At 37.5% G+C, this 18687-nt stretch carries 22 protein-coding genes; 9 read left to right on the top strand and 13 right to left on the bottom strand.

The annotated features are described in order from the left end of the window. The first annotated feature begins 40 nt into the window (after positions 1–40). From VB691_RS04660 to VB691_RS04650, 3 genes are all read left to right on the top strand, one after another. The gene (locus VB691_RS04660) at positions 41–1693 is read left to right on the top strand and encodes an alpha/beta hydrolase (RefSeq protein WP_323290304.1); all 1653 of its coding nucleotides are present in this window, start codon (positions 41–43) and stop codon (positions 1691–1693) included. A 116-nt stretch (positions 1694–1809) separates the two neighbouring features. Further along, on the top strand, positions 1810–2409 hold the full coding sequence (locus tag VB691_RS04655) for an L-threonylcarbamoyladenylate synthase (protein ID WP_323290303.1): 600 nt from the start codon (positions 1810–1812) through the stop codon (positions 2407–2409). After that, a complete protein-coding gene (locus tag VB691_RS04650; RefSeq protein WP_323290302.1) occupies positions 2409–3203 on the top strand; it encodes a HAMP domain-containing sensor histidine kinase in 795 nt (264 codons plus the stop codon). The genes VB691_RS04655 and VB691_RS04650 overlap by 1 nt, the downstream gene beginning before the upstream one ends. Here VB691_RS04650 and VB691_RS04645 read toward each other — a convergent pair. After that, positions 3160–3648 (bottom strand): GNAT family N-acetyltransferase, encoded by a 489-nt coding sequence (locus VB691_RS04645; RefSeq protein WP_323290301.1) that lies wholly within the window; start codon positions 3646–3648, stop codon positions 3160–3162. The genes VB691_RS04650 and VB691_RS04645 overlap by 44 nt on opposite strands. Positions 3649–3928: 280 nt before the next feature. On the opposite strand from VB691_RS04645, the gene VB691_RS04640 reads away from it, so the two are divergent. Next, complete coding sequence (locus VB691_RS04640; protein ID WP_323290300.1) at positions 3929–4645, top strand: C40 family peptidase; 717 nt, start codon at positions 3929–3931, stop codon at positions 4643–4645. Between the two features lie 87 nt (positions 4646–4732). On the opposite strand, the gene VB691_RS04635 is transcribed toward VB691_RS04640, so the two are convergent. After that, positions 4733–4993, bottom strand: a complete 261-nt coding sequence (locus tag VB691_RS04635; protein ID WP_323290299.1) for a hypothetical protein — start codon at positions 4991–4993, stop codon at positions 4733–4735. A 345-nt stretch (positions 4994–5338) separates the two neighbouring features. Between VB691_RS04635 and VB691_RS04630 the strand changes: the two genes are divergently transcribed. Beyond that, on the top strand, positions 5339–5590 hold the full coding sequence (locus tag VB691_RS04630; RefSeq protein ID WP_323290298.1) for a hypothetical protein: 252 nt from the start codon (positions 5339–5341) through the stop codon (positions 5588–5590). A 113-nt stretch (positions 5591–5703) separates the two neighbouring features. On the opposite strand, the gene prmC is transcribed toward VB691_RS04630, so the two are convergent. The 3 genes from prmC to VB691_RS04615 form a co-directional block, all read right to left on the bottom strand. After that, entirely contained in the window at positions 5704–6609 is a 906-nt protein-coding gene (gene prmC / locus VB691_RS04625) for a peptide chain release factor N(5)-glutamine methyltransferase (protein WP_323290297.1), read from the bottom strand. Between the two features lie 5 nt (positions 6610–6614). Next, positions 6615–7358, bottom strand: a complete 744-nt coding sequence (locus tag VB691_RS04620; protein ID WP_323290296.1) for a Tic22 family protein — start codon at positions 7356–7358, stop codon at positions 6615–6617. Positions 7359–7589: 231 nt separating this feature from the next. Further along, positions 7590–8087 carry a hypothetical protein gene (locus VB691_RS04615; protein ID WP_323290295.1) on the bottom strand — a complete coding sequence of 166 codons (498 nt, stop codon included), beginning with the start codon at positions 8085–8087 and terminating at the stop codon, positions 7590–7592. A 471-nt stretch (positions 8088–8558) separates the two neighbouring features. On the opposite strand from VB691_RS04615, the gene mtnA reads away from it, so the two are divergent. Beyond that, positions 8559–9593 (top strand): S-methyl-5-thioribose-1-phosphate isomerase, encoded by a 1035-nt coding sequence (gene mtnA, locus VB691_RS04610; protein ID WP_323290294.1) that lies wholly within the window; start codon positions 8559–8561, stop codon positions 9591–9593. Positions 9594–9740: 147 nt separating this feature from the next. Here mtnA and VB691_RS04605 read toward each other — a convergent pair whose 3' ends face one another. Both VB691_RS04605 and VB691_RS04600 read right to left on the bottom strand, forming a co-directional pair. Continuing rightward, complete coding sequence (locus tag VB691_RS04605) at positions 9741–11309, bottom strand: rhomboid family intramembrane serine protease (protein ID WP_323290293.1); 1569 nt, start codon at positions 11307–11309, stop codon at positions 9741–9743. A gap of 120 nt (positions 11310–11429) precedes the next feature. Next, the gene (locus VB691_RS04600; RefSeq protein WP_323290292.1) at positions 11430–11606 is read right to left on the bottom strand and encodes a hypothetical protein; all 177 of its coding nucleotides are present in this window, start codon (positions 11604–11606) and stop codon (positions 11430–11432) included. Positions 11607–11782: 176 nt separating this feature from the next. Here VB691_RS04600 and VB691_RS04595 point away from each other — a divergent pair, with 176 nt between their 5' ends. After that, positions 11783–12343, top strand: coding sequence for a DUF2854 domain-containing protein (locus VB691_RS04595; RefSeq protein WP_323290291.1), 561 nt, complete (start codon positions 11783–11785; stop codon positions 12341–12343). A gap of 55 nt (positions 12344–12398) precedes the next feature. On the opposite strand, the gene VB691_RS04590 is transcribed toward VB691_RS04595, so the two are convergent. The 3 genes from VB691_RS04590 to VB691_RS04580 form a co-directional block, all read right to left on the bottom strand. Beyond that, entirely contained in the window at positions 12399–12872 is a 474-nt protein-coding gene (locus VB691_RS04590; RefSeq protein ID WP_323290290.1) for a DUF4079 domain-containing protein, read from the bottom strand. Between the two features lie 69 nt (positions 12873–12941). Continuing rightward, entirely contained in the window at positions 12942–13199 is a 258-nt protein-coding gene (locus VB691_RS04585) for a chlororespiratory reduction protein 7 (protein ID WP_323290289.1), read from the bottom strand. A 45-nt stretch (positions 13200–13244) separates the two neighbouring features. Next, positions 13245–14153 (bottom strand): hypothetical protein, encoded by a 909-nt coding sequence (locus VB691_RS04580; RefSeq protein ID WP_323290288.1) that lies wholly within the window; start codon positions 14151–14153, stop codon positions 13245–13247. Positions 14154–14393: 240 nt separating this feature from the next. Between VB691_RS04580 and VB691_RS04575 the strand changes: the two genes are divergently transcribed. After that, on the top strand, positions 14394–14687 hold the full coding sequence (locus VB691_RS04575; protein WP_323290287.1) for an RNA-binding protein: 294 nt from the start codon (positions 14394–14396) through the stop codon (positions 14685–14687). Positions 14688–14786: 99 nt separating this feature from the next. Beyond that, complete coding sequence (locus VB691_RS04570) at positions 14787–14954, top strand: hypothetical protein (RefSeq protein WP_323290286.1); 168 nt, start codon at positions 14787–14789, stop codon at positions 14952–14954. Positions 14955–15076: 122 nt separating this feature from the next. On the opposite strand, the gene murJ is transcribed toward VB691_RS04570, so the two are convergent. From murJ to VB691_RS04555, 3 genes are all read right to left on the bottom strand, one after another. Next, positions 15077–16690, bottom strand: a complete 1614-nt coding sequence (gene murJ, locus VB691_RS04565) for a murein biosynthesis integral membrane protein MurJ (RefSeq protein ID WP_323290285.1) — start codon at positions 16688–16690, stop codon at positions 15077–15079. A 176-nt stretch (positions 16691–16866) separates the two neighbouring features. Further along, positions 16867–17601, bottom strand: a complete 735-nt coding sequence (locus tag VB691_RS04560; RefSeq protein ID WP_323290284.1) for a PEP-CTERM sorting domain-containing protein — start codon at positions 17599–17601, stop codon at positions 16867–16869. Between the two features lie 394 nt (positions 17602–17995). Next, positions 17996–18565: an REP-associated tyrosine transposase gene (locus VB691_RS04555; protein ID WP_323290283.1), complete on the bottom strand. Its 570-nt coding sequence runs from the start codon at positions 18563–18565 to the stop codon at positions 17996–17998. Between the last annotated feature and the right edge of the window lie 122 nt (positions 18566–18687).

The raw sequence follows: 18687 nt of genomic DNA, 5'->3' as shown, positions 1-18687 counted from the left end.
TCACAATCAATGATTGTTGTGTTAAATTTCAGGCATATTTATGTTAAAATCTAAACTCTCCTTATTCTTCTTAGGGTTGTGCTTAACTTGTCTAACCTCAATTCCTGTAAAAGCTGCTGAGAAATTATTAGTGTCTTACGGCTCCTTGCTTTTTTCTCTACGGATAGACTCTTTAGAAACTTTTGCTAAAACTGGCACGATTAATGAAGATTTAGGCTTGTATCTAAATCTAGTAACTCCAGAACAACAGGCAGAATTTCGCACCGCATTAACTAAAAAAGCCAACGTTGAGCCTTTATTAGTTTCCCGTTTTTTTAATACCAAAATGGGACAAGCGATTCTCACTCGTACGGGTAAAGGGGTAACAATTCAAGGGGGAGGTAATGGGGGATATGCTTTGCGGGGTGCGATAGTTTCAGCCGCATTTGATCCCGAAGGTCTAACCTTACTTAATGTTCTAAAAAAATACCCTACTAATATACAACTTCAAGGAGAATTAATTCAAGGGTTTACAGGAGAACTTGAACAGTTAGTTGCAGCAACAGAAACTCTAGTAACAAGGATGGAAGAATGGACTGCCGAAGAAGCTAAGAATAACCCACCTGTTAATTATGCGACTTTAACAGATCTGAGAAAACCAGGTAAATACGAAGTTAAAAAAGAAGTATGGCAGTTAACTGATAAAAGTCGTAATCGTAGTTTTTATGTTGATGTCTATATACCGCAAAATGTGGGAGAAGAAAAAACAAACGTTTTGGTATTTTCTCACGGTTTAGCTTCTCGACCGGAAGATTATAATGTTGGACTCCAACATTTAGCATCTTATGGTTATTTAGTCGCTGCTCCTCAACATCCTGGCAGTGATACTATTTACTTACAGGAGATGTTTGAAGGGTATCATCGAGACATATTTGACCTTAATGATTTTATTAACCGTCCTAAAGATATTAGCTTTGTCATTGATGAATTACAACGGCGCAATAACTCTCAATTTCAAGGTAAATTAGAACTAGAAAATGTCGGCATGGCCGGTCATTCTTTTGGGGGTTATACCACTTTAGCTATTGCCGGAGCAACCATTGATTTTGAGCATTTAGAAAAAAGTTGTAATCGTCTTTATAATGGTATCAATATCTCTAATTTATTGGAATGTAGAGCTTTAGAATTGCCTCGTCAAGACTATAATTTTCGAGATAATAGAGTTAAAGCAGTTTTAGCTGGCAACCCGGTTAATCGCAATATTTTTGGGCAAAAAGGCCTCAGTAAAATCACAATTCCTACTTTATTATTATCAGGCAGCGATGATCCTGCTACCCCTCCAGCTTTAAACCAAGCTTCATCTTTTACCTTTTTAACTACACCTAATAAATATTGGGGATTAATTGAAGGACAAGCTCACGTTAATTTTACCAAACTTGATGGGCAAATCACAGATACAATTGATTCTGTCTCTCAAATAACATTCCCTAGTCAAAATTTAATTGGTAGTTATGTTAATGGGATATCAACTGCTTTTTTTCAGGTTTATATCGGTAACAATGAGAGTTATCGTCCTTATCTTCAGTCTTCTTTCGCTCAATATCTCAGTCAAAATGAGACGTTCAAATTCAGTTTTATTACGAGAAATTCAACGGATAAATTAGAGGCCGAGATTGAGCAATTTAAAATTGAACAATTTCAATTTGAGAATTGAGGTGTTAAACTAGATTTAACTAGGACTTAGGCAACGCCTTTAAAAATTGTGTTTTTTATAGGGGTAATTCATGAATTACTCCTACATAACTTTTGATTCTTGTTTGTTGATTATCTATGCCAAAAGTATCTCAATCTGAATTAATTCAAGGGGCCATCAAAGGAAAAGTCGTTAGTTTTCCCACTGATACAGTTCCCGCTTTAGCCGCTTTACCTGAACATTCTTCCCTCATCTTTGCTACTAAAAAACGTCCTCCAGATAAACCCTTAATTCTCATGGGTGCATCCCCTCAAGATCTCTGGAAATATGTCATAGGAAACCCCCAAGAATTAGAGATTTGGCAACAGATTGCCCAACAATATTGGCCGGGGCCATTAACCCTAGTTTTACCCGCTTCTGCTCTCATTCCTAAAGCTATGAACCCCATTGATCCTACTACCATTGGGGTGCGTATTCCTAACCATACTATAGCCCAAAATATACTAGCGCAAACGGGATGTTTAGCCACCACCAGTGCTAACCTATCAGGGGAATCACCCCTAGAAGATATGGGGAAAATTACGGTAAAATTTCCTGATGTTTTGACCTTAGATGAAGCTGAGTTAAAGAATCAGGAAAAATACGGTAGTGGATTACCTTCAACTGTGGCAAAATGGAGCAATAAGGGATGGGAAATCTTACGCCAAGGAAGCGTGAAAATTTTAGGTGATGAGTAATGAATGAGATAGAAACCTTAAAAAAAGAATTAGAAGACACCAAACTTGCTTATCAAATGATGGCCCAAATTAGTCACTTTAAAAGTGGATTTTTAGCCAAAACTGCCCATGAATTGCGATCGCCTTTGAGTAGTTTAATGGGATTACATCAATTAATTTTAGCGGATCTTTGTGAAAATCCTGAAGAAGAGCGAGAATTTATTGAACAAGGATATCAAGCGGCCCACAAATTAATCGAAATTATCGATAGCATCGTCACAATTTCTAAACTTGATTATGGCAAAATTCCCCTAAAGATAGAAACGGTTTCCTTAAACTACATTTTAAATCAAGTCCATCGATTAACCAAGCTTCAAGCAACAAATTATAGTTTAAAAATAGAGCTTAAAATCTCTCAAACAGATATTTATATCAAGGCAGATAAAAGCCGTTTTATCCAAGGATTAACAGCCTTAGTTGATACAGCTATTAGTCTCACCAAAAGGGGAACTATAACCATATCAACCCAATTAAATCAATTAGAAAGTATGGTTAATATTTTGATAGACATTCCCTGTTCAATTAAAGATTGGCAAGAAGAAAAACAAGGTTTAGAACTGTCACAAACAAACTTAGATTTAGTGAAGCAATGGAGTCATAACCTAGAAATGTCTCCAGCCATGAAATTTTTACTTTCCCAAACCTTATTAGAGAAAATGGGAGGACAATTAATACTCTTAGATATTTCCCCTGAAAATCAACCAGATACCATTACAAGGGTAAAGTGTCTAATTCCTTGGGAAGAGTATCAATAGCACCATTTCCTAAGGAGATTGTACTCATTTCATAGGAATTCTGTAAAACCATTGTTGTTGATTGATTCTCCTGAAATCCAATCCGTTCATAGAACTTTTGTTGATAGGTTGTCATTAAATAAACCCGTTCAACTCGACTCATGAAAGGATGACTTAAAGCTGTTTCAACTAACTTACGACCTAATCCTAAACCTTGATATTTTTTATCAATAACGACATCCCAAATTGTGGCACGATAAATACCATCAGATATGCCGCGACAAAAGCCAATCATTGTTTTTTCATCCCAAACTGTTACCACCGGATTACTATTAGTAACAGCCATTTCTAAGTCTTCAATTGTTCTTTCCCTTGCCCAAAATGCTGCTTGATTTAATAAAGCCTGAAGCTGCAAAAAATCGACTTTTGATTTTTGGAGTGAAAACTGAATATGACGACAATCCATTGTTAGTAATTCCTAGGGTTTGTATCGATTTTATCCTGGGGTCAAAAGGAGCCAGACTAGGGCATAAAAATAACAACACTGAAATCCTTTTTACTTTGCCTTATAAGAAAAATTGTAGCGAATTTTACTCAAAAATAAATCACCCGATCGGGGTGTTATTGTGATTCCTTGACATTTACGGAACATCTGGGCAATATTCTTGGTCACTCTTGAAGTATGTCACTATCATTAAAGCGAAAACGTCCCCAAATTATTAAATTTTATAGGTTTTGACGAGGATATGTTAGTATTGTCTTCCCCGATAACATCCCTAGAATTATTACCGCCATCAGCTTCTGGAGAATATTGCTGTCTTGTTCCCCTCAACTTATATAGTTCTTCTACGGGGGAGGAATTAGCCACTCAAGCGGCGAAGGGAAGACATTTGAAGGTTTTAGCCACAACTGTCCAAGAAACCGCTATTCAAGTGCAACTCTGTGAGGAAGGTTACACCGCTTGGCTACCTTTATCCGATCTTAATACATTAGAACCTGCGAAACAACCCCATCAAAGTGTTGGTGTTTCTCGTCGTGAGATTGAAAAGCGTCTTCCTGAAATTATCGCTTTTACCAAAGCAGCAATGAACCAACCCAATTATTATTTATGGGGGGGAACTTTGGGGCCAAATTATGATTGTTCAGGACTCATGCAAGGGGCATTTTCTGCATCAGGAATTTGGTTGCCAAGAGATTCTTATCAACAAGAAGCCTTTTGTCAAAAGATTAGTTATGGGGAATTATTGCCAGGAGATTTAATCTTTTTCGCTACACAAAGAGTTGATCATGTTGCTCTTTATTTAGGGAATGGATACTATATTCATAGTTCCGGTCAAGCGGTTGGTAGAAATAAAATTGCGATTGATCCTTTGTCGAATCAAGGCGATAAAATTAGCAAAGGATACTATGAAAAATTATGGAGTTTTGGGCGGGTAATGGATACTTATTGTCATTCTCTTTAGATATTTCCGCAGGTCTGATCACCACAAATCAGGTGCATTACACTCCGTTAATGCACCCTACAAGACAGAGATTAAACTAACCTCACTCTAGAAAGGAACACAAGCCCAATTACCGTAAGAATCAATACAGCAGCTATACCAAACACCATTTATATATTGATTTTCACAGTAAACGGCAGCAGTAAGGGTTTCTGAAGAAGAATCAGAAACAATAGACTGAGGACTGCTTGGAGAAATGGTTTCTGTTTTAAAATTAGAACTCAAAGCATTAGCTTGTGGAGAAATTGTTAAAGCTAGAAAGCTTAAAGTAACTAGACCAGAAAAAGTTGTGGCTAATATATTTTTCATGGCTAAACCTCCAGTTAGGAATTTCTTCTTTTTAGAAGACTAGATAATTGAATCCCTAAACCTTTAAACACCTATATTGTAAAACTTATTCTAAAAAAGATCAAGAAAATTTCAGCCCATATATATTCTTATTTACAAAATTTTACTCTTCTTAAACTTCTTATGATCTTTTGTGATCATTAAGGATTATTACTTGTTACATATTTTTGTTAATTTGCGGATAATTAAAGCCTGTTTCGTCTAGAATAAAGGTGTGAGAGTTTAAGGTATTTAGTTGCTTTATTCTGGTTACTTCTGTTCTATGGACTGGCAGAGAATGCCATGAATGAAAAGGAGGTAAAGAAAATGAAACCTATCTCTACATCGTCTTTCCTGGGATTATTAGCAGCTATATCTGCATCGGCTGTTCTGGTACTTTTAGGATTATTGGCTACGGGTTATTTTAATGCAATCGTTTCTTCTTTAGATTTTCGGATCAAAACAGCTTCTGTCGCCCCTATCAATATAGAAGATATTGCTAACCCAAAACCCACTAAACCGGGGGATCGATTAACGACAATCATTTCTGGAAATAAAAATGAAGTTGAGGTAACTTAGGCCTGGTCTTACTCCTAACTTTATGGTCAATAAGACAGGCAGAAACGATTTGACCATTTGTACTAAAATTCTAAATAAACGTTGTCAATGCACAATGGCTTAGCAAACTTTATTTAGCAGCGATAAGCTAAGGCAAATCGCTCTATTCCTGCAAGATCTGGTAATATTTTCACCCCTTGATAATAGGGAGAATCTTCTAATAATTGTGCCACTATTTCCCCTTGTCCTGCCATCATTTCAATTAACCAAACTCCACCAGAAACTAAATAATCAGGGGCAGTTTCTATCAAATATTGAATCGATTCTAACCCATCTAGTCCCCCATCTAAAGCTAAATAAGGTTCATGCTGTCTAACTTCTGGTTGTAGTTGAGAAAGCATCCCCGTGGGAATATAAGGAGGGTTCGATACCATCCCACTAACTTTGCCTTTCAAGTTAATCAGGGGACTCCACCATGAACCATGATAAAAGTCAATTTTGGAAAAAAATCCCAGATTAGCGGCATTTTCTTGGGCAATGGCTAAGGCTTCTCTACTAGTATCCACAGCATGAATAGTTCCTTCAGGAAAGATCTCTGCTAATCCTACTGCGATCGCCCCGCTACCTGTCCCTAAATCCACCCAATTTCCTGATACTAGGTGAGGGTTTAAACTCTCTTGAGAAGCTTTTAAGGCAAAATCAATGATTAATTCGGTTTCAGGACGAGGAATTAACACTGAGGGGGAAACCTTCAAAGAAAAGTTCCGCCAAGGTGTAACCCCCGCTAAATATTGAACGGGAACCCTTTCTTTAAGACGACGTTGCCATAATTGAGTTAACTCAGATAGAGGTAATTTTAGGGGAATTTGTGACCGCCCCAGAAAAGAATTTAAGCGTAAGGAAAAGGCATCTAATTGAGCGATTTCTTGCAGTAACCAATCTACTTCTGTGGGGTCAATATCAGCGTCTATCGCTGCTTGTTTCGCCCAATTTCGCCAGTTATCTAATGCTTGACCTGATACACTAAAACCCACAACCATAATTATTAACGTTGATTTTGGGGATTTTTTTGATTAGCGCGAATCACTTGCATCATTTCTTCTGAAGGCCAAAATCGGATATTTTTTAATAAGGCATTATCTTGTTGTTCTAAGTTAGCAATTAAATCACTCAGACTAACAAGCTCAATTGAAATCTCTGCTGCCAGATCCGGCTTAGATTTTTTTACGGTTTCTATCCATTCTTGAACCGTTGCTCTTTCAAAAAATACTGGCACAACCTGCTTGTTATCTTTTTCTATAGTTAAGTAGGATCGATCTGATTTCATTCTCACGAGGTAAAGGGGAACATCCCCGCGATATTCCTGACCATTATCACTAGCAACTTTTTTCGCCGCTTCTGTTTCCGTTACCGTGGGAATATATTGCAGCAATAACCGTTTATTTGGGCTGGTACTTTTTCTAACAGTATCATAAATGGTTCCCAGGGGCAGAACTTGGACAGTATATAAATTACCAATATCTGGACTTTGTTGTTTTAATTGATTGAGTAATTGTTGAGCATCTTTTTGACTCATAAATACGGGAATTACCGTCTTATTGTCTTCGACTTGGCGAGCGATCGGAGAACCCTCAGCATTCAACAAACTAAAAACCGGAATGCCACTTAATAATCCGACAATTTCTGATTGGGGGAGTGCCAACACGGGGACGGGTTGTATTAAGCAAGTAGAGATCAGGGGACTTGCGATTAATCCTAGGGTTAAACTCCAATTGATTAAAGTCTTCATTTCGTCTTTTTTGTTTACATTATAACGTGCTTGACATCAGTTGGGGTGACAGATGACTCGGAGCAGCAATAATCAAAGATCATAAAATGTCTTGGTTAAAGATTCCGCAGCAGTCTTAACCCAACAATCATAATTATATCGAGCCATAGTCAAAATTGTCCTAAATCTTCTTTCAGGATAACCATGTCTTGGTAAAGAACTCGAAAATATATGATTGATGGATATCATTTATTATTCTTCTTCGAGTAATATTAAGATTTTATCTTCTCTTTGGGTGAGAAAAGGACGATCAATTTTTCCCAGTTCCCCTAAAAATACCTTAACTGAATCTTCTAAATTTTCTAGGCTAAGTTTAGATAAGCGATCGCTTATTCGTTTCATTTCTCGTTGTTCTTGAGAAGAATAATAAAAGTCTTTTAAATTTTCTATTTTTACCTGAATTATCCCATCCCAAGTTCTTACTAAACAAGAAAAATTAAGCACTTCTTCTACAATACACCATTGACCATTTCTCCCTTTAAGATCAGGATTTCCTTTAATCATAATTTTAGCAACTTCACCCACACGCCAAGGGTTAGGTACGGGACGACGTTCACGAATTTGATCAACAATACTTTTCGATTGACTTTTAGAATACTGTTTAACTAAGGGTTTGATGGCCACTTTTTTAGAATAGTTACCTCGTTGATTATGGATGGGTTGATTTAAGGGTTGAACTGACTTTTTCATCTTGAATCGTATGGCGGTTGGTAGAAGAAAACCAATAAAAAATAAAGCAACAAAGAAAATAAAATCGAGAAAAAAGACTCGTTTTTCCTCGATTATTTAATTCACACAAAACGCTCTGGAGAAATATAAAGGGTTTAATGTTCTTTACTTTTATTCTATTATAGCACAAAAAGTGAGAATAATAATAGCTATCAATTATCTTAAAGTTCTTCCTAATTTTCCACAACTTTGAGCAGTTCTTTCTCAGTCAGAAATCCAAAAACATTACTAAGAGAAAGGGTTTCATCAAATACCATGATGAAGACAGGTTATTAACTCTCTGTGGAAAAACCCCCTAGGTTTGTGGAAATCTTCTGAAAAGCATGGGGAAAAGTTTCTATGTTAAGAAAAATGACCCTAAAGACCTTGACAAAATTCACAAATAAACCAAATTGTGGCAAGATAAGACTAAGTCTTTTTCTGCATATTTCCATGAATCCTATCTATCCTGTTGTTTGGTCTAATAATAAAGTATTACTCATCGATCAAACCTGCTTACCTAATCAATATACCCTAGTTGAAATTAGTCGTTATGAAGACATGGCCAAAGCGATTAAAACTATGATTGTAAGGGGGGCCCCGGCCATTGGAGTAGCCGCCGCTTATGGGATGTATTTAGGGGCTAGAGAAATACCATCTCAAGACAGAGAAATTTTTCTCAAACAATTAGAAAAAGTTGCTGAAATATTACGTCAAACTCGCCCCACTGCAGTTAATCTTTTTTGGGCAATTTCTCGGATGTTAAAAATTGCTTATGAAACCATTGGCACCGTTGAAGACATCAAAAATATTCTTTTACAAACTGCCCAACTTATTCAAAAAGAAGATCTCCAAACTTGTCAAGCGATCGGCAATAATGGCCTAAAAATTTTACCGGCCAACCCTGAAAAATTGACAATTCTTACCCATTGTAACGCAGGGGCTTTAGCTACAGCAGGATATGGAACAGCTTTAGGCGTAATTCGTTCTGCTTGGACAGCAGGACGTTTAAAAAGAGTCTATGCTGATGAAACTAGACCCCGTTTACAGGGGGCAAAATTGACCGCCTGGGAATGTGTACAAGAACAGATTCCTGTAACCGTAATTAGTGATAATATGGCAGCCCATTGTATGAAACAAGGACGAATTGATTTAGTGGTTGTGGGTGCTGATAGAATTGCTGCTAATGGGGATGCTGCGAATAAAATTGGCACCTATGGACTAGCAGTTATTTCTAAAATGCACCAGGTTCCTTTTTATGTTGCTGCCCCCCTTTCTACCGTAGATTTTGAGTTAGAAACTGGGGAGCAAATTACCATCGAAGAACGCGACCCCTCAGAAATTTATCAAGTAGGAAATACTCGGATTTGTGCTGATGGGGTAGATTATTATAATCCGGCTTTTGATGTGACTCCTGCTGCCTTAATTACTGGGATTATTACTGAACAAAAAACCGTGAAACCTAAGGAACTGATTACGTTAAAATAGTTATCAAATTAATGGGAGATAACGAAACATGAATTATCAATGAATAATGAATAATTGATAATTAATAATTGTTTGATTTGGTTGAACCAATAATTATTTATTCCTTATTTTTTTGATATTACCATCTAAATCAGATCCAAACTCTCACTAATTAGGTGATTTCACAAAACTGAACAGCATTAACTCTAGAAAAAATCCAATCATAAAACCAAATAAATGACTCATAATACTCACTTGAGGGATGAGAAAATCAGAGATGAATTGTAATCCTAGCATCATTAGCATTATCAAAAATCTTTTGCGGTTTATAGATGATTTTTCTTGCCACCATTTTCGCAAAAAAATGGCGGTTAAACTGCCGACTAATCCCATAATTGAAGCAGAAGCACCAACTAAGATATAATCAAGGTTATTGGTATAAATAGCTAAATAACTAAATAAAAACATAGCCCCAATACCACTGGTAAAATAAATAATTAAGTATCTATAGGTTTGACTGAGAGATTCCACTAAACCACCAACTACATAAAGTCCAATCATATTCATTAATAAATGTAGCCATCCATAATGTAGAAAATTAGCTGTAATTAATCGCCAAAATTGTCCTTCCCAAACCATCATAGGAACTAAAGCTCCTAAATCATATAAAGTCTCAATATTTTCACTACCACCTAAGTTGATTTCGGCGATAAATACTAGGACATTTATAACAATAATAATTTGAGTGATTTTCTGTTTTTTGATGGTAAAAATAAGAGAATTATTGGCAAATTTATTTGTTTGAAACTGAATAAAATAAAGTGTTTTACAAGAGGTTTCATTTAAAGATTTTTTGAGATTAAGAGGGGACTGATTTAATCGCCAGTGAATAGCATTGCTCAGAATTTGATTGTTATTTGAACATAATTTTAAAAGCTTATGTTTGTGATCTTTTTGGGGATTAATAGCCATTTTTGCCGTAAGCAACCAAAATTCTTGTAACTCTTGTGGATAAAAAAATAAAGATTGTTTGAAAAGTTCTTGAACCGCAAATATTTGTCCAGAAAATGCAAAAACATAAAGATAAAGCAGATTTATTTTTGATAATTTTCTTAATTTTAAAAGTTTAGATTCAACGGCTAAAACCTCTTTAAATAATCGATTAAGCTGCCCTGTTTCTCCTAAACATCTAATATAATAAGTAAGTAAAGTAGCATCATTCCATAAAATTTTTGCCTTAACTTTACTGTCAAACCATTGTAGACAACCTTGCCAATCTGCTGTGATTTCATAGATCAAAACCTGACGATAATAAGCAATAATTGATTCAGATTGATTAGAAGATTGTAGCTGCTTAATTCCCGCCTCTATTTGACCATTTTTTGCCATCTCCAAGGCGATAATTAATTGTAAATAGTCTCGCCAAATTGGAGTGGGATGAAGCCAATATAAACTGGAAAATAATTGACTTGCTTTTTTATAATTTTGAACTTCAATTAAACGATTAACCCAACTTAATACCCAAGGAGGAATCCACAGAAACATCAGACAGAAACTTCCCCCCAACCAACTGTTTAAGGGTGAATCAAGTAAAGATAAAATCAAAGTAATAACAAAAATTATCCCACTAAAAATAATCCAGCCATCTTTCTTCGGTAGAATTCCTTTAACTACCCGAAGAATAACGAGAATACAAGAAAAATAAATACTTATAAGAATAATTGTTTCTAGATCCATTGTCCCTTAATGATTTTGACAAAAAAACAAAAAACGGCAGAATAATTAAGAATTGACTGCCGCTTATTTTTAATTATTATCTCCGGTTAAGTGAAGGTTAAATTTGAGGAGTTAGGAATCTTAAGTTTCCTGGGGAAATGTCAGGTCAAATTCTTCAATAAGTTCATCAAGTTCTTCCAAAGCTTGTTTGACATCAACCCGTAAAATTCCTAAATCGGGTTTTTCTAAAAGCTCCACTAAAAATCCTCGCTTACTTTCAATTAGTTTCACTTTTTCTCGAATCGTTTCTTGATTCATTTTTTTGATCCTCAAACTAGCACTCACTCTAGCATAAACAATCTTGTCTCCTCTAGGCTAGTCTTAAACAAAGATCAGCAAAAAAAAGTCATTCAGTCCTGAGCATTGCCCCTTTTCTTAAAGACCATTGACCAGCATAATGAAATGTGAAGCGATCGCAAAACACAGGACTTTTTATGTTAGGTCAACTTTCCTTAGCTCGTGTAGGATTAACCGTCGGGGGACTCTTAACCCTGATGGGCTTTATCGCCTACGCTACCGATAATCCTACCTTAAATTTAGCAGGATTTTTCTATGGTGTGCCTATTTTACTCGGAGGACTGGCCCTGAAAGCAGCAGAATTGAAACCCATTCCCTTTAGTCAACCCACTTCTTCAGACATTCTTACCTTAAGAGAAAAACAAGCAACCCCCACTCAAAATCAAATTCGTAAAGATGTGACCCGTTATCGCTATGGTCAGGAAGCCCACCTTGATGATACTTTGGAACGGTTGGGGTTGAGTCCTAGCGATGATGATAGACCCATATTAGTAGCAATACGAGAGGAAAAAATTGAGGGGAATTATGCCTTAATTTTAGAGTTTAACTCGCCCTTTATTACCTTAGAAACTTGGAATAATAAACAAGAGAAAATCGAGAAATTTTTTGGCCCTGGTATTTATACAAAAATTAATCCACAAGGAGATAATCAAATTGATGTGGCGTTAATTAGTTTAGGTCAAACTGAAGGCAATTAGAAAACAATGGGGGAAGAAAAAAGTAGGTTAATTATGCCTCATCCCCCAAACCTAATTAGGATATTTTATCGAGGATTTTCTGTACAATTTCCATGCCGCTTACGGCTTGCCAACCAAATAAACCTACAATCGCAGTATTTAGGGTAATATGGGTATAACGAGCGAATTCATTACCCTTTTGCATTAAAGGCGAAAGAGAAGCAGAGACGGCAATTAATCCTGTGATGCTTAATCCCACTAATAAATGGGAGCCAAAAAAGAGTTTACCATTATTGATATAGGTGATGGCCATACCTGCAATATTCCCTAATACCATCAACCCCAAAAGTAAGGAACCTAATTGATAATGGCGATTACGAAAATCTTTCGGCAATAATTCTTTTTTAAGCTCTTTATCAGCAGTGCGGGTGCGTCGCCATTGCATACCTAAATATAGTGCATAAACGGTCAATCCGAACAAAACCCACATCAGAAGGGGATGACCAAATTGTGACCAGACTTTGATCGACTCTAGAATTTCAGTTGTCATAGAGATTTCCCTAGGCTAAATTAAAACTGTTACAAAACTTAACTTAACATAATCCTAGACAAATATGAACTATTTTTGCAAGCGAATCACATACCATTGTAAATAACTATCAGGGCCTACATCGAGATCGCAAAAATTTACCATTAAATACCGCGCTTGAGCTTCAACGGCGGAAATTTTCTGTAATTCTCTCGGTAAATCATCCTGACGAGTTAATAAGATAGCTTTCAACTTTTCTAAAAGTTCCTCTGCGGTTAAAAATTGTTCTGGTTGATCAGGTTCGAGGACAACAAAACCATCCTCTTGATACATAATTGAATCTGGCATAAGTTTAGAAAAAAGGGGTAAATTTAGACAAGAATTGTCAGATATTTAAGGATTTCGCTGAAGGATAATGATTTGATCTCCCACCACAGGACTACGGGCCAAGAGAGTTCCTTGATCGTCGATCATTTCTAGTTTCCGAAAATCTAAAGTTTGTGACCTTTTTAAGATAGCATTAGCCAAAGTATCTTGTCGTTTTGGGGGTAATTCATACCATTGTTCTCCTAGGGTAACAATTAAACGACTGGCCACAAAATTCGCTTCAATTGTACCAATTAAACCCGTTGGATATTGACTCGTTAACTCAGTGACTTCCTGTTGAATTGCCGCAATTAAACCTTGTTCTGGGGTTAATTTTGGGCCAGGGGGTGGGGCTAATTTAATGGGTTCAGGTACCCCAGGAGACTCTAATCGGGGTGGGGTTTCGATAACTTTTGGTTCCGGCATTTCTGAGGGAGTTTGCACAATTTTAGGCACCGAAAGCGGTTGAGGCAATAGTAAGACTGAAGTAGATAAAACCGCCACAATAATTCCTGCTAAAATCCCTGTAATTACCCAATCAGAGAGCTTCTCACTCATGGCTGTTGGTAACAGAGAACGAATTCCTCCTAAGATCCCATCCCACCAACTTTGTAAGCGATTAAAACTGGGTAAAGCACGGTCAATTACTGGCAGTTGTTCCTCGATTTCATCTGTTTCTGATTCCTGCCAATCTTCAGTGGTTTCTGGTTCAATTTTGGGCAAGATTTCGACTTCAGTAGGTGGGGAAGAAACTTGAATAGAAGCAGCGATCGCCTCCGTACTACTAACTAAAGTTTCTATGGTTTCTTGGGGCGGTAAATTCTCTAAAGAGTCTGTCGTTAGTTGGACAACAATATTATCAAGTTGGGTAATGGTTGTTCGCAATAACTTAATTAATTGTTCTTGAGATAATTGAGGTTGTTTCTCTTCTGACATAAGATTTATTTCCTATATTGTATCCTCTGTTTCCCTGTTCCCTGATCCAATCTATCACTTCTGCTTACAAATTTGATCTGACTCCAAAGAAAGTGCTATCATAGGCCATGAAAACGAGAATGAGGATCGGTGACTAGGTTTGTTGTCAGTATCGCGTAGGTTTTGTCCGAAGTTAATATTGGCCGGCTGCTCTCCGAGATCTTGTATCTCTGCAAACCTAGGATTAAGGAGATCTTTCCGATGTCAATTTATGTTGGCAACCTCCCTTACGAAGTGACAGAAGCAGATGTGACGGAGGCATTCGCTGAGTATGGAACCGTTAAACGGGTTCATCTTCCCACTGATCGAGAAACGGGGAAAGCGAGGGGCTTCGGTTTTGTTGAAATGGAGGAAGACGCTCAGGAAAATGCAGCCATTGAGGAACTAGATGGGGCAGAATGGATGGGAAGAAACCTCAAAGTTAATAAAGCTAGACCCCGCGAAGAACAACCCCGCAACTCTTTTAGCAAAGGCCGTCAGAGTTACCGTATCTAATCTTTGTGTTTCAATTAACCTACTCTTCTGGAAGTCAAAGGGAACTTCCCATTGATGATTTTTCCAGAAGTATTTTATTGTTTTAATGAGGAAAAAATCATGGCTAAGCGTCGTAATTTAAAGAAAGAAAAAGCTGAGCGTAATCAAGCCTATGCTCGTCAATTTCGTCAAAAATCTTCTCGCTTCTTTTCTCGCGGTAAACGCTATCCTGGAAGCCGCAATGAAGCACAAGATGAGGATGGAGATAATAACAACAACAACGAATAGTTAATAATTCGTCGTTAATTGTATGGGTAAGTGGGAACTAGGAACTTTTGATTCCTGCTTCCTGACCTATTGCTGAAAATTGTCTTATTGTCTCTTTGCTAATTGGCAATTTTAAGCCCATCTTACTCCTTCTTAAGCTTTTTGAAAATCCGAGAAAGCAAAATATCAACTTCCGGTAATTTTAATTGGATTGATAAGCCAATAAATACGGCAAAAGCTACCCCAGAAGCCAAGGTTAATTGTAATAATTGAAGCCCTAAACTACTGCTACTAAATAGCTGTTCCCATCCCCAAGAAATTCCCCAACTTGCCCCCCCTGAAACCACAGTAATACCAGTTAAAGCTAACAAAGCTAAACCCCATTCTTTTAAAGGTAAACCGTTAAGCCTTTTATTTAAAATCCCTAAAAAGATCATCAAAGAAATCGCATTAACCCCAATAGTAGCGAAAACTAAGCCAGGAGTGGCAAAGGGTTTATATAAGAAAAAATCTAACAAACCATTGAGAAAAATATTAAAAATACTGATCCGAAATGGGGTTTCTCCATCTCCCAACGCATAAAATACCCGCACTAAAACATCCCTAGCAAGATAGAAAAACATCCCTACCCCATAGGCCATTAATACCGGAATCACAATATCAGCATCAGCAGATTTAAAGGCCCCCCGTTGATAAATTACCCGAATTATAACGGGAGCTAAAGCGATAAAAATGGCCGTAAAAGGTAACATAGTTAAAGCTGTTAATAAAAGTCCCTGACGAATTCTGACCTTTAATTCTCCCCAATTTTCCGGCGCAGTTAAGCGAGAAAAAACAGGCATAAACGGCACTAAAATCATATTAGAAATAATGCCTAATGGGGTAAGCACAATAAAATTAGCATAGCGCATGGCCGCCGCCGCATTAACAATAAATGAGGCAAAAAATAGGTCAGTATAAACATTAATATGTAACATTCCCGATGAAAGGGTAGCCGGGGCCATCACCCTCATCACATCCATCACCCCAGGAATACGCCAGTTAAAGCGAAACCGCAAAGCTCCCATTCCTGCTTTCCATTGGGCCCCAATTTGCGCTAACCACTGTAAAACGCCACCGGCCAAGGTTCCCCCCGCCAAAACCAAACCCCCTAAATACCAATTTTGGGGCGCGTTTATGTTATCTCCTACCTGCCAAGCTAAGACCCCAACCCCGATAATTACGGCTAAACTGGAGAATAGGGGGCTAATACTGGGTAATAAGTATTGATCTGCTGCGTTGAGGGTTCCAAACCCAATACCAATTAATCCCGCTAACAGAGCTAAGGGTGCCATAATTTGTAATTGTTGAATGGCGATCGCTTTGGCTGCCCCTTCTAAGCCTGGTGCTAGGGCTGAAATAAAGGTTCCTGCAAAGAAAATCAACGCCAAGGTGACAATTAATAAAAGAAGGCTGACAATGGTTGTGACGGTTTCCACTAAGGGGGCCGCTTCTGACTTCTCCCGTTTGGCCAAAACACTAATTAAGGCACTATGAAAGGGGCCATTAATACCGCCTAAAAGGATTAATAAAAAACCGGGAATTACATAAGCATAAGCATAAGCATTAACAACGGGCCCCACCCCAAAGGCAGCAGCGATCGCTTGTTCTCGCACTAACCCGAAAATTTTACTAATTAAGGTGGCAAAGGCCACAATTCCGGCGATACTAGCAAGAGAACGGGCGGTTTTTTTCTTGGCAGACACGGCACTCCTCATGAAAGGTTAGTCATCAATTATGAGGGATTCCTTGACCATAGACAAGCTTTGGTTAAGTGTTAGGTGTTTTGACAGAAAATTAGCCATAATTAATTAAATATTAAAAATCCTAGAATCGATACTGTCTAGGATTACCTTGATATTAATATAAACAAAAGAATTATAGGCAATTAAAACTAGGACTTACGAGGACGACTCGCTAAACCAGCAGCACCCACAACTAATAAACCAAAAATGGTTGTAGTAGGTTCAGGAACAGGGAGAACTTCTTCGGGAACTGGAACTTCAGGGGGAGTGCCAAAAGTAAGGGTGGCAGCCCCGGCATTTAGACCACTCGCAGTAATACTCAAACTAACAGATGATAAACTATCTGCATAGCTATTGGCCCCAGTTTGGGAATCACTAAAAATTCCACCGAAGACAATATTCAAGTTACTGTTTGACTGAGCGGCAATTCTAGCGGAATTCGCACGAAAGGTGAAACGATTTGCAGGAGTAGTTCCAGTAGACCAAGTGAGGAAGTTAGACAGAGGAAAATATACGTCTGAACCATCATCGGGTAAACTGCTGAAGTCCAAAGTAGTCAGACTCAGACCGAACAAATTACCTAGACCCAAAATATCTCCACTTACGGCAGAACCACCACCATTATCATTAGCAAAATCGTTGGGAGCAGTTGAACCGTTGAAGGGGGTGTAATCATCACTAAGTTGGAGTATAACACCCGACTGACTTGCGAAATTTAAAGAATTGACACTGCCTAATGCACCATCGAAGGTAACTCCACCGATGATGGAACCACCAAAGGATGCGTTGGCATTAACTTGGGCTTGAGCCACGCCGGAAAAAGCCATGGAAGCAGCAATGGAGCCAGAAGCTACTGCAGTCAAGGTTTTGAGTGTAAAGTTCATAGATTCCTCATGTGTGATTATTGACGACTGTTTGATTAGTGATGAACTTCATCAGTAAAATTACACACTTTATACTATGCTTATATTTCTCGAAAAGTCAAGGTCATTTAGAAAAACTAATGGTAAAAATACTTAAAAATTGTCCCGGTTTTTAAGGTTGCTACTCTCAGGACGGCAGTAATTCTGACACTAGCCATTTTACCTATTACAGCAATCACTGTCTATTGGTAACGTAGGGTGGGCAAGATTAACAGTCAGAGAAAATTGAGATAAAAAATAAGCCCTTGCCCACCATTCCTGTACAATGTGATTGATAATGGCTAGGTGGTGGGCATTCTTATTATGATTTATGAAGATCCATTAATTTTTTAGATCATGCCCACCCTACGATAATTTATTCTCCACAAATCATCCCTACAAAATCAGGAATTTTAGGCTTAATATCCTGACAAGAACAAGCCCAATTTTTATCATATATCCCGTTTTTCACAGCTTCATGAAAACTAGAATATTGCCATAAATGAGGACAAGAAACTAAACCATGTTTTACCGGATTGTAATGAATATAATCTAAATGTCGTTTGAGATCAATTTCATCTTTAATCGTATGTTCCCAAAACCGACGTTGCCAAACATTACGCTCTCTGTGTTTACGACGGGAAGCAGAAATTGTATCATTTAATAGACATTTGTTCGGTAATGATCGAGTAAATAATGTTTTAAAACGTGACACTCTTTGAGAATAATTAGAATCCTTATGAGGTAATGTCCAAAGAAAATGAAGATGATCTGGTAAAATAACAGCCCCCGTAAATTTAAAAGGTTTTTCTTGTCGCATTTGTGCAATAGCTGTTCGTAAAAGTGTAATATTTTCTGGTTCTAAAAATATAGGAATACGTTGATAAGTAACAACCGTTAAAAAGAAGGTTCCTCCAGGTAAATAGGAACGACGGTATTGAGACATTAGTTTATCCCCAGTTTGGTTAATAATATCACTTATTTGAAGTATTCCCCGTAGGGTGGGCAAGATGAACAGTCAGAGAAAATTGAGATGAAAAATAAGCCCTTGCCCACCATTCTTGTACA

Origin of the sequence: Crocosphaera sp. XPORK-15E (assembly GCF_034931425.1) — a bacterium.
Taxonomy (GTDB): Bacteria; Cyanobacteriota; Cyanobacteriia; order Cyanobacteriales; family Microcystaceae; genus UHCC-0190.
The sequence above is the reverse complement of the archived record's forward strand: the minus strand, read 5'-3'. Positions and strand labels throughout refer to the sequence as shown.

What these genes read in the sequence shown, in the direction of transcription:
- VB691_RS04660 (WP_323290304.1), top strand. Translation starts at nt 41, where the DNA reads ATGTTAAAATCTAAACTCTCCTTATTCTTCTTAGGGTTGTGCTTAACT.
- VB691_RS04655 (WP_323290303.1), top strand. Translation starts at nt 1,810, where the DNA reads ATGCCAAAAGTATCTCAATCTGAATTAATTCAAGGGGCCATCAAAGGA.
- VB691_RS04650 (WP_323290302.1), top strand. Translation starts at nt 2,409, where the DNA reads ATGAATGAGATAGAAACCTTAAAAAAAGAATTAGAAGACACCAAACTT.
- VB691_RS04645 (WP_323290301.1), bottom strand. Translation starts at nt 3,648, where the DNA reads ATGGATTGTCGTCATATTCAGTTTTCACTCCAAAAATCAAAAGTCGAT.
- VB691_RS04640 (WP_323290300.1), top strand. Translation starts at nt 3,929, where the DNA reads ATGTTAGTATTGTCTTCCCCGATAACATCCCTAGAATTATTACCGCCA.
- VB691_RS04635 (WP_323290299.1), bottom strand. Translation starts at nt 4,993, where the DNA reads ATGAAAAATATATTAGCCACAACTTTTTCTGGTCTAGTTACTTTAAGC.
- VB691_RS04630 (WP_323290298.1), top strand. Translation starts at nt 5,339, where the DNA reads ATGAAACCTATCTCTACATCGTCTTTCCTGGGATTATTAGCAGCTATA.
- prmC (WP_323290297.1), bottom strand. Translation starts at nt 6,609, where the DNA reads ATGGTTGTGGGTTTTAGTGTATCAGGTCAAGCATTAGATAACTGGCGA.
- VB691_RS04620 (WP_323290296.1), bottom strand. Translation starts at nt 7,358, where the DNA reads ATGAAGACTTTAATCAATTGGAGTTTAACCCTAGGATTAATCGCAAGT.
- VB691_RS04615 (WP_323290295.1), bottom strand. Translation starts at nt 8,087, where the DNA reads ATGAAAAAGTCAGTTCAACCCTTAAATCAACCCATCCATAATCAACGA.
- mtnA (WP_323290294.1), top strand. Translation starts at nt 8,559, where the DNA reads ATGAATCCTATCTATCCTGTTGTTTGGTCTAATAATAAAGTATTACTC.
- VB691_RS04605 (WP_323290293.1), bottom strand. Translation starts at nt 11,309, where the DNA reads ATGGATCTAGAAACAATTATTCTTATAAGTATTTATTTTTCTTGTATT.
- VB691_RS04600 (WP_323290292.1), bottom strand. Translation starts at nt 11,606, where the DNA reads ATGAATCAAGAAACGATTCGAGAAAAAGTGAAACTAATTGAAAGTAAG.
- VB691_RS04595 (WP_323290291.1), top strand. Translation starts at nt 11,783, where the DNA reads ATGTTAGGTCAACTTTCCTTAGCTCGTGTAGGATTAACCGTCGGGGGA.
- VB691_RS04590 (WP_323290290.1), bottom strand. Translation starts at nt 12,872, where the DNA reads ATGACAACTGAAATTCTAGAGTCGATCAAAGTCTGGTCACAATTTGGT.
- VB691_RS04585 (WP_323290289.1), bottom strand. Translation starts at nt 13,199, where the DNA reads ATGCCAGATTCAATTATGTATCAAGAGGATGGTTTTGTTGTCCTCGAA.
- VB691_RS04580 (WP_323290288.1), bottom strand. Translation starts at nt 14,153, where the DNA reads ATGTCAGAAGAGAAACAACCTCAATTATCTCAAGAACAATTAATTAAG.
- VB691_RS04575 (WP_323290287.1), top strand. Translation starts at nt 14,394, where the DNA reads ATGTCAATTTATGTTGGCAACCTCCCTTACGAAGTGACAGAAGCAGAT.
- VB691_RS04570 (WP_323290286.1), top strand. Translation starts at nt 14,787, where the DNA reads ATGGCTAAGCGTCGTAATTTAAAGAAAGAAAAAGCTGAGCGTAATCAA.
- murJ (WP_323290285.1), bottom strand. Translation starts at nt 16,690, where the DNA reads ATGAGGAGTGCCGTGTCTGCCAAGAAAAAAACCGCCCGTTCTCTTGCT.
- VB691_RS04560 (WP_323290284.1), bottom strand. Translation starts at nt 17,601, where the DNA reads ATGAACTTTACACTCAAAACCTTGACTGCAGTAGCTTCTGGCTCCATT.
- VB691_RS04555 (WP_323290283.1), bottom strand. Translation starts at nt 18,565, where the DNA reads ATGTCTCAATACCGTCGTTCCTATTTACCTGGAGGAACCTTCTTTTTA.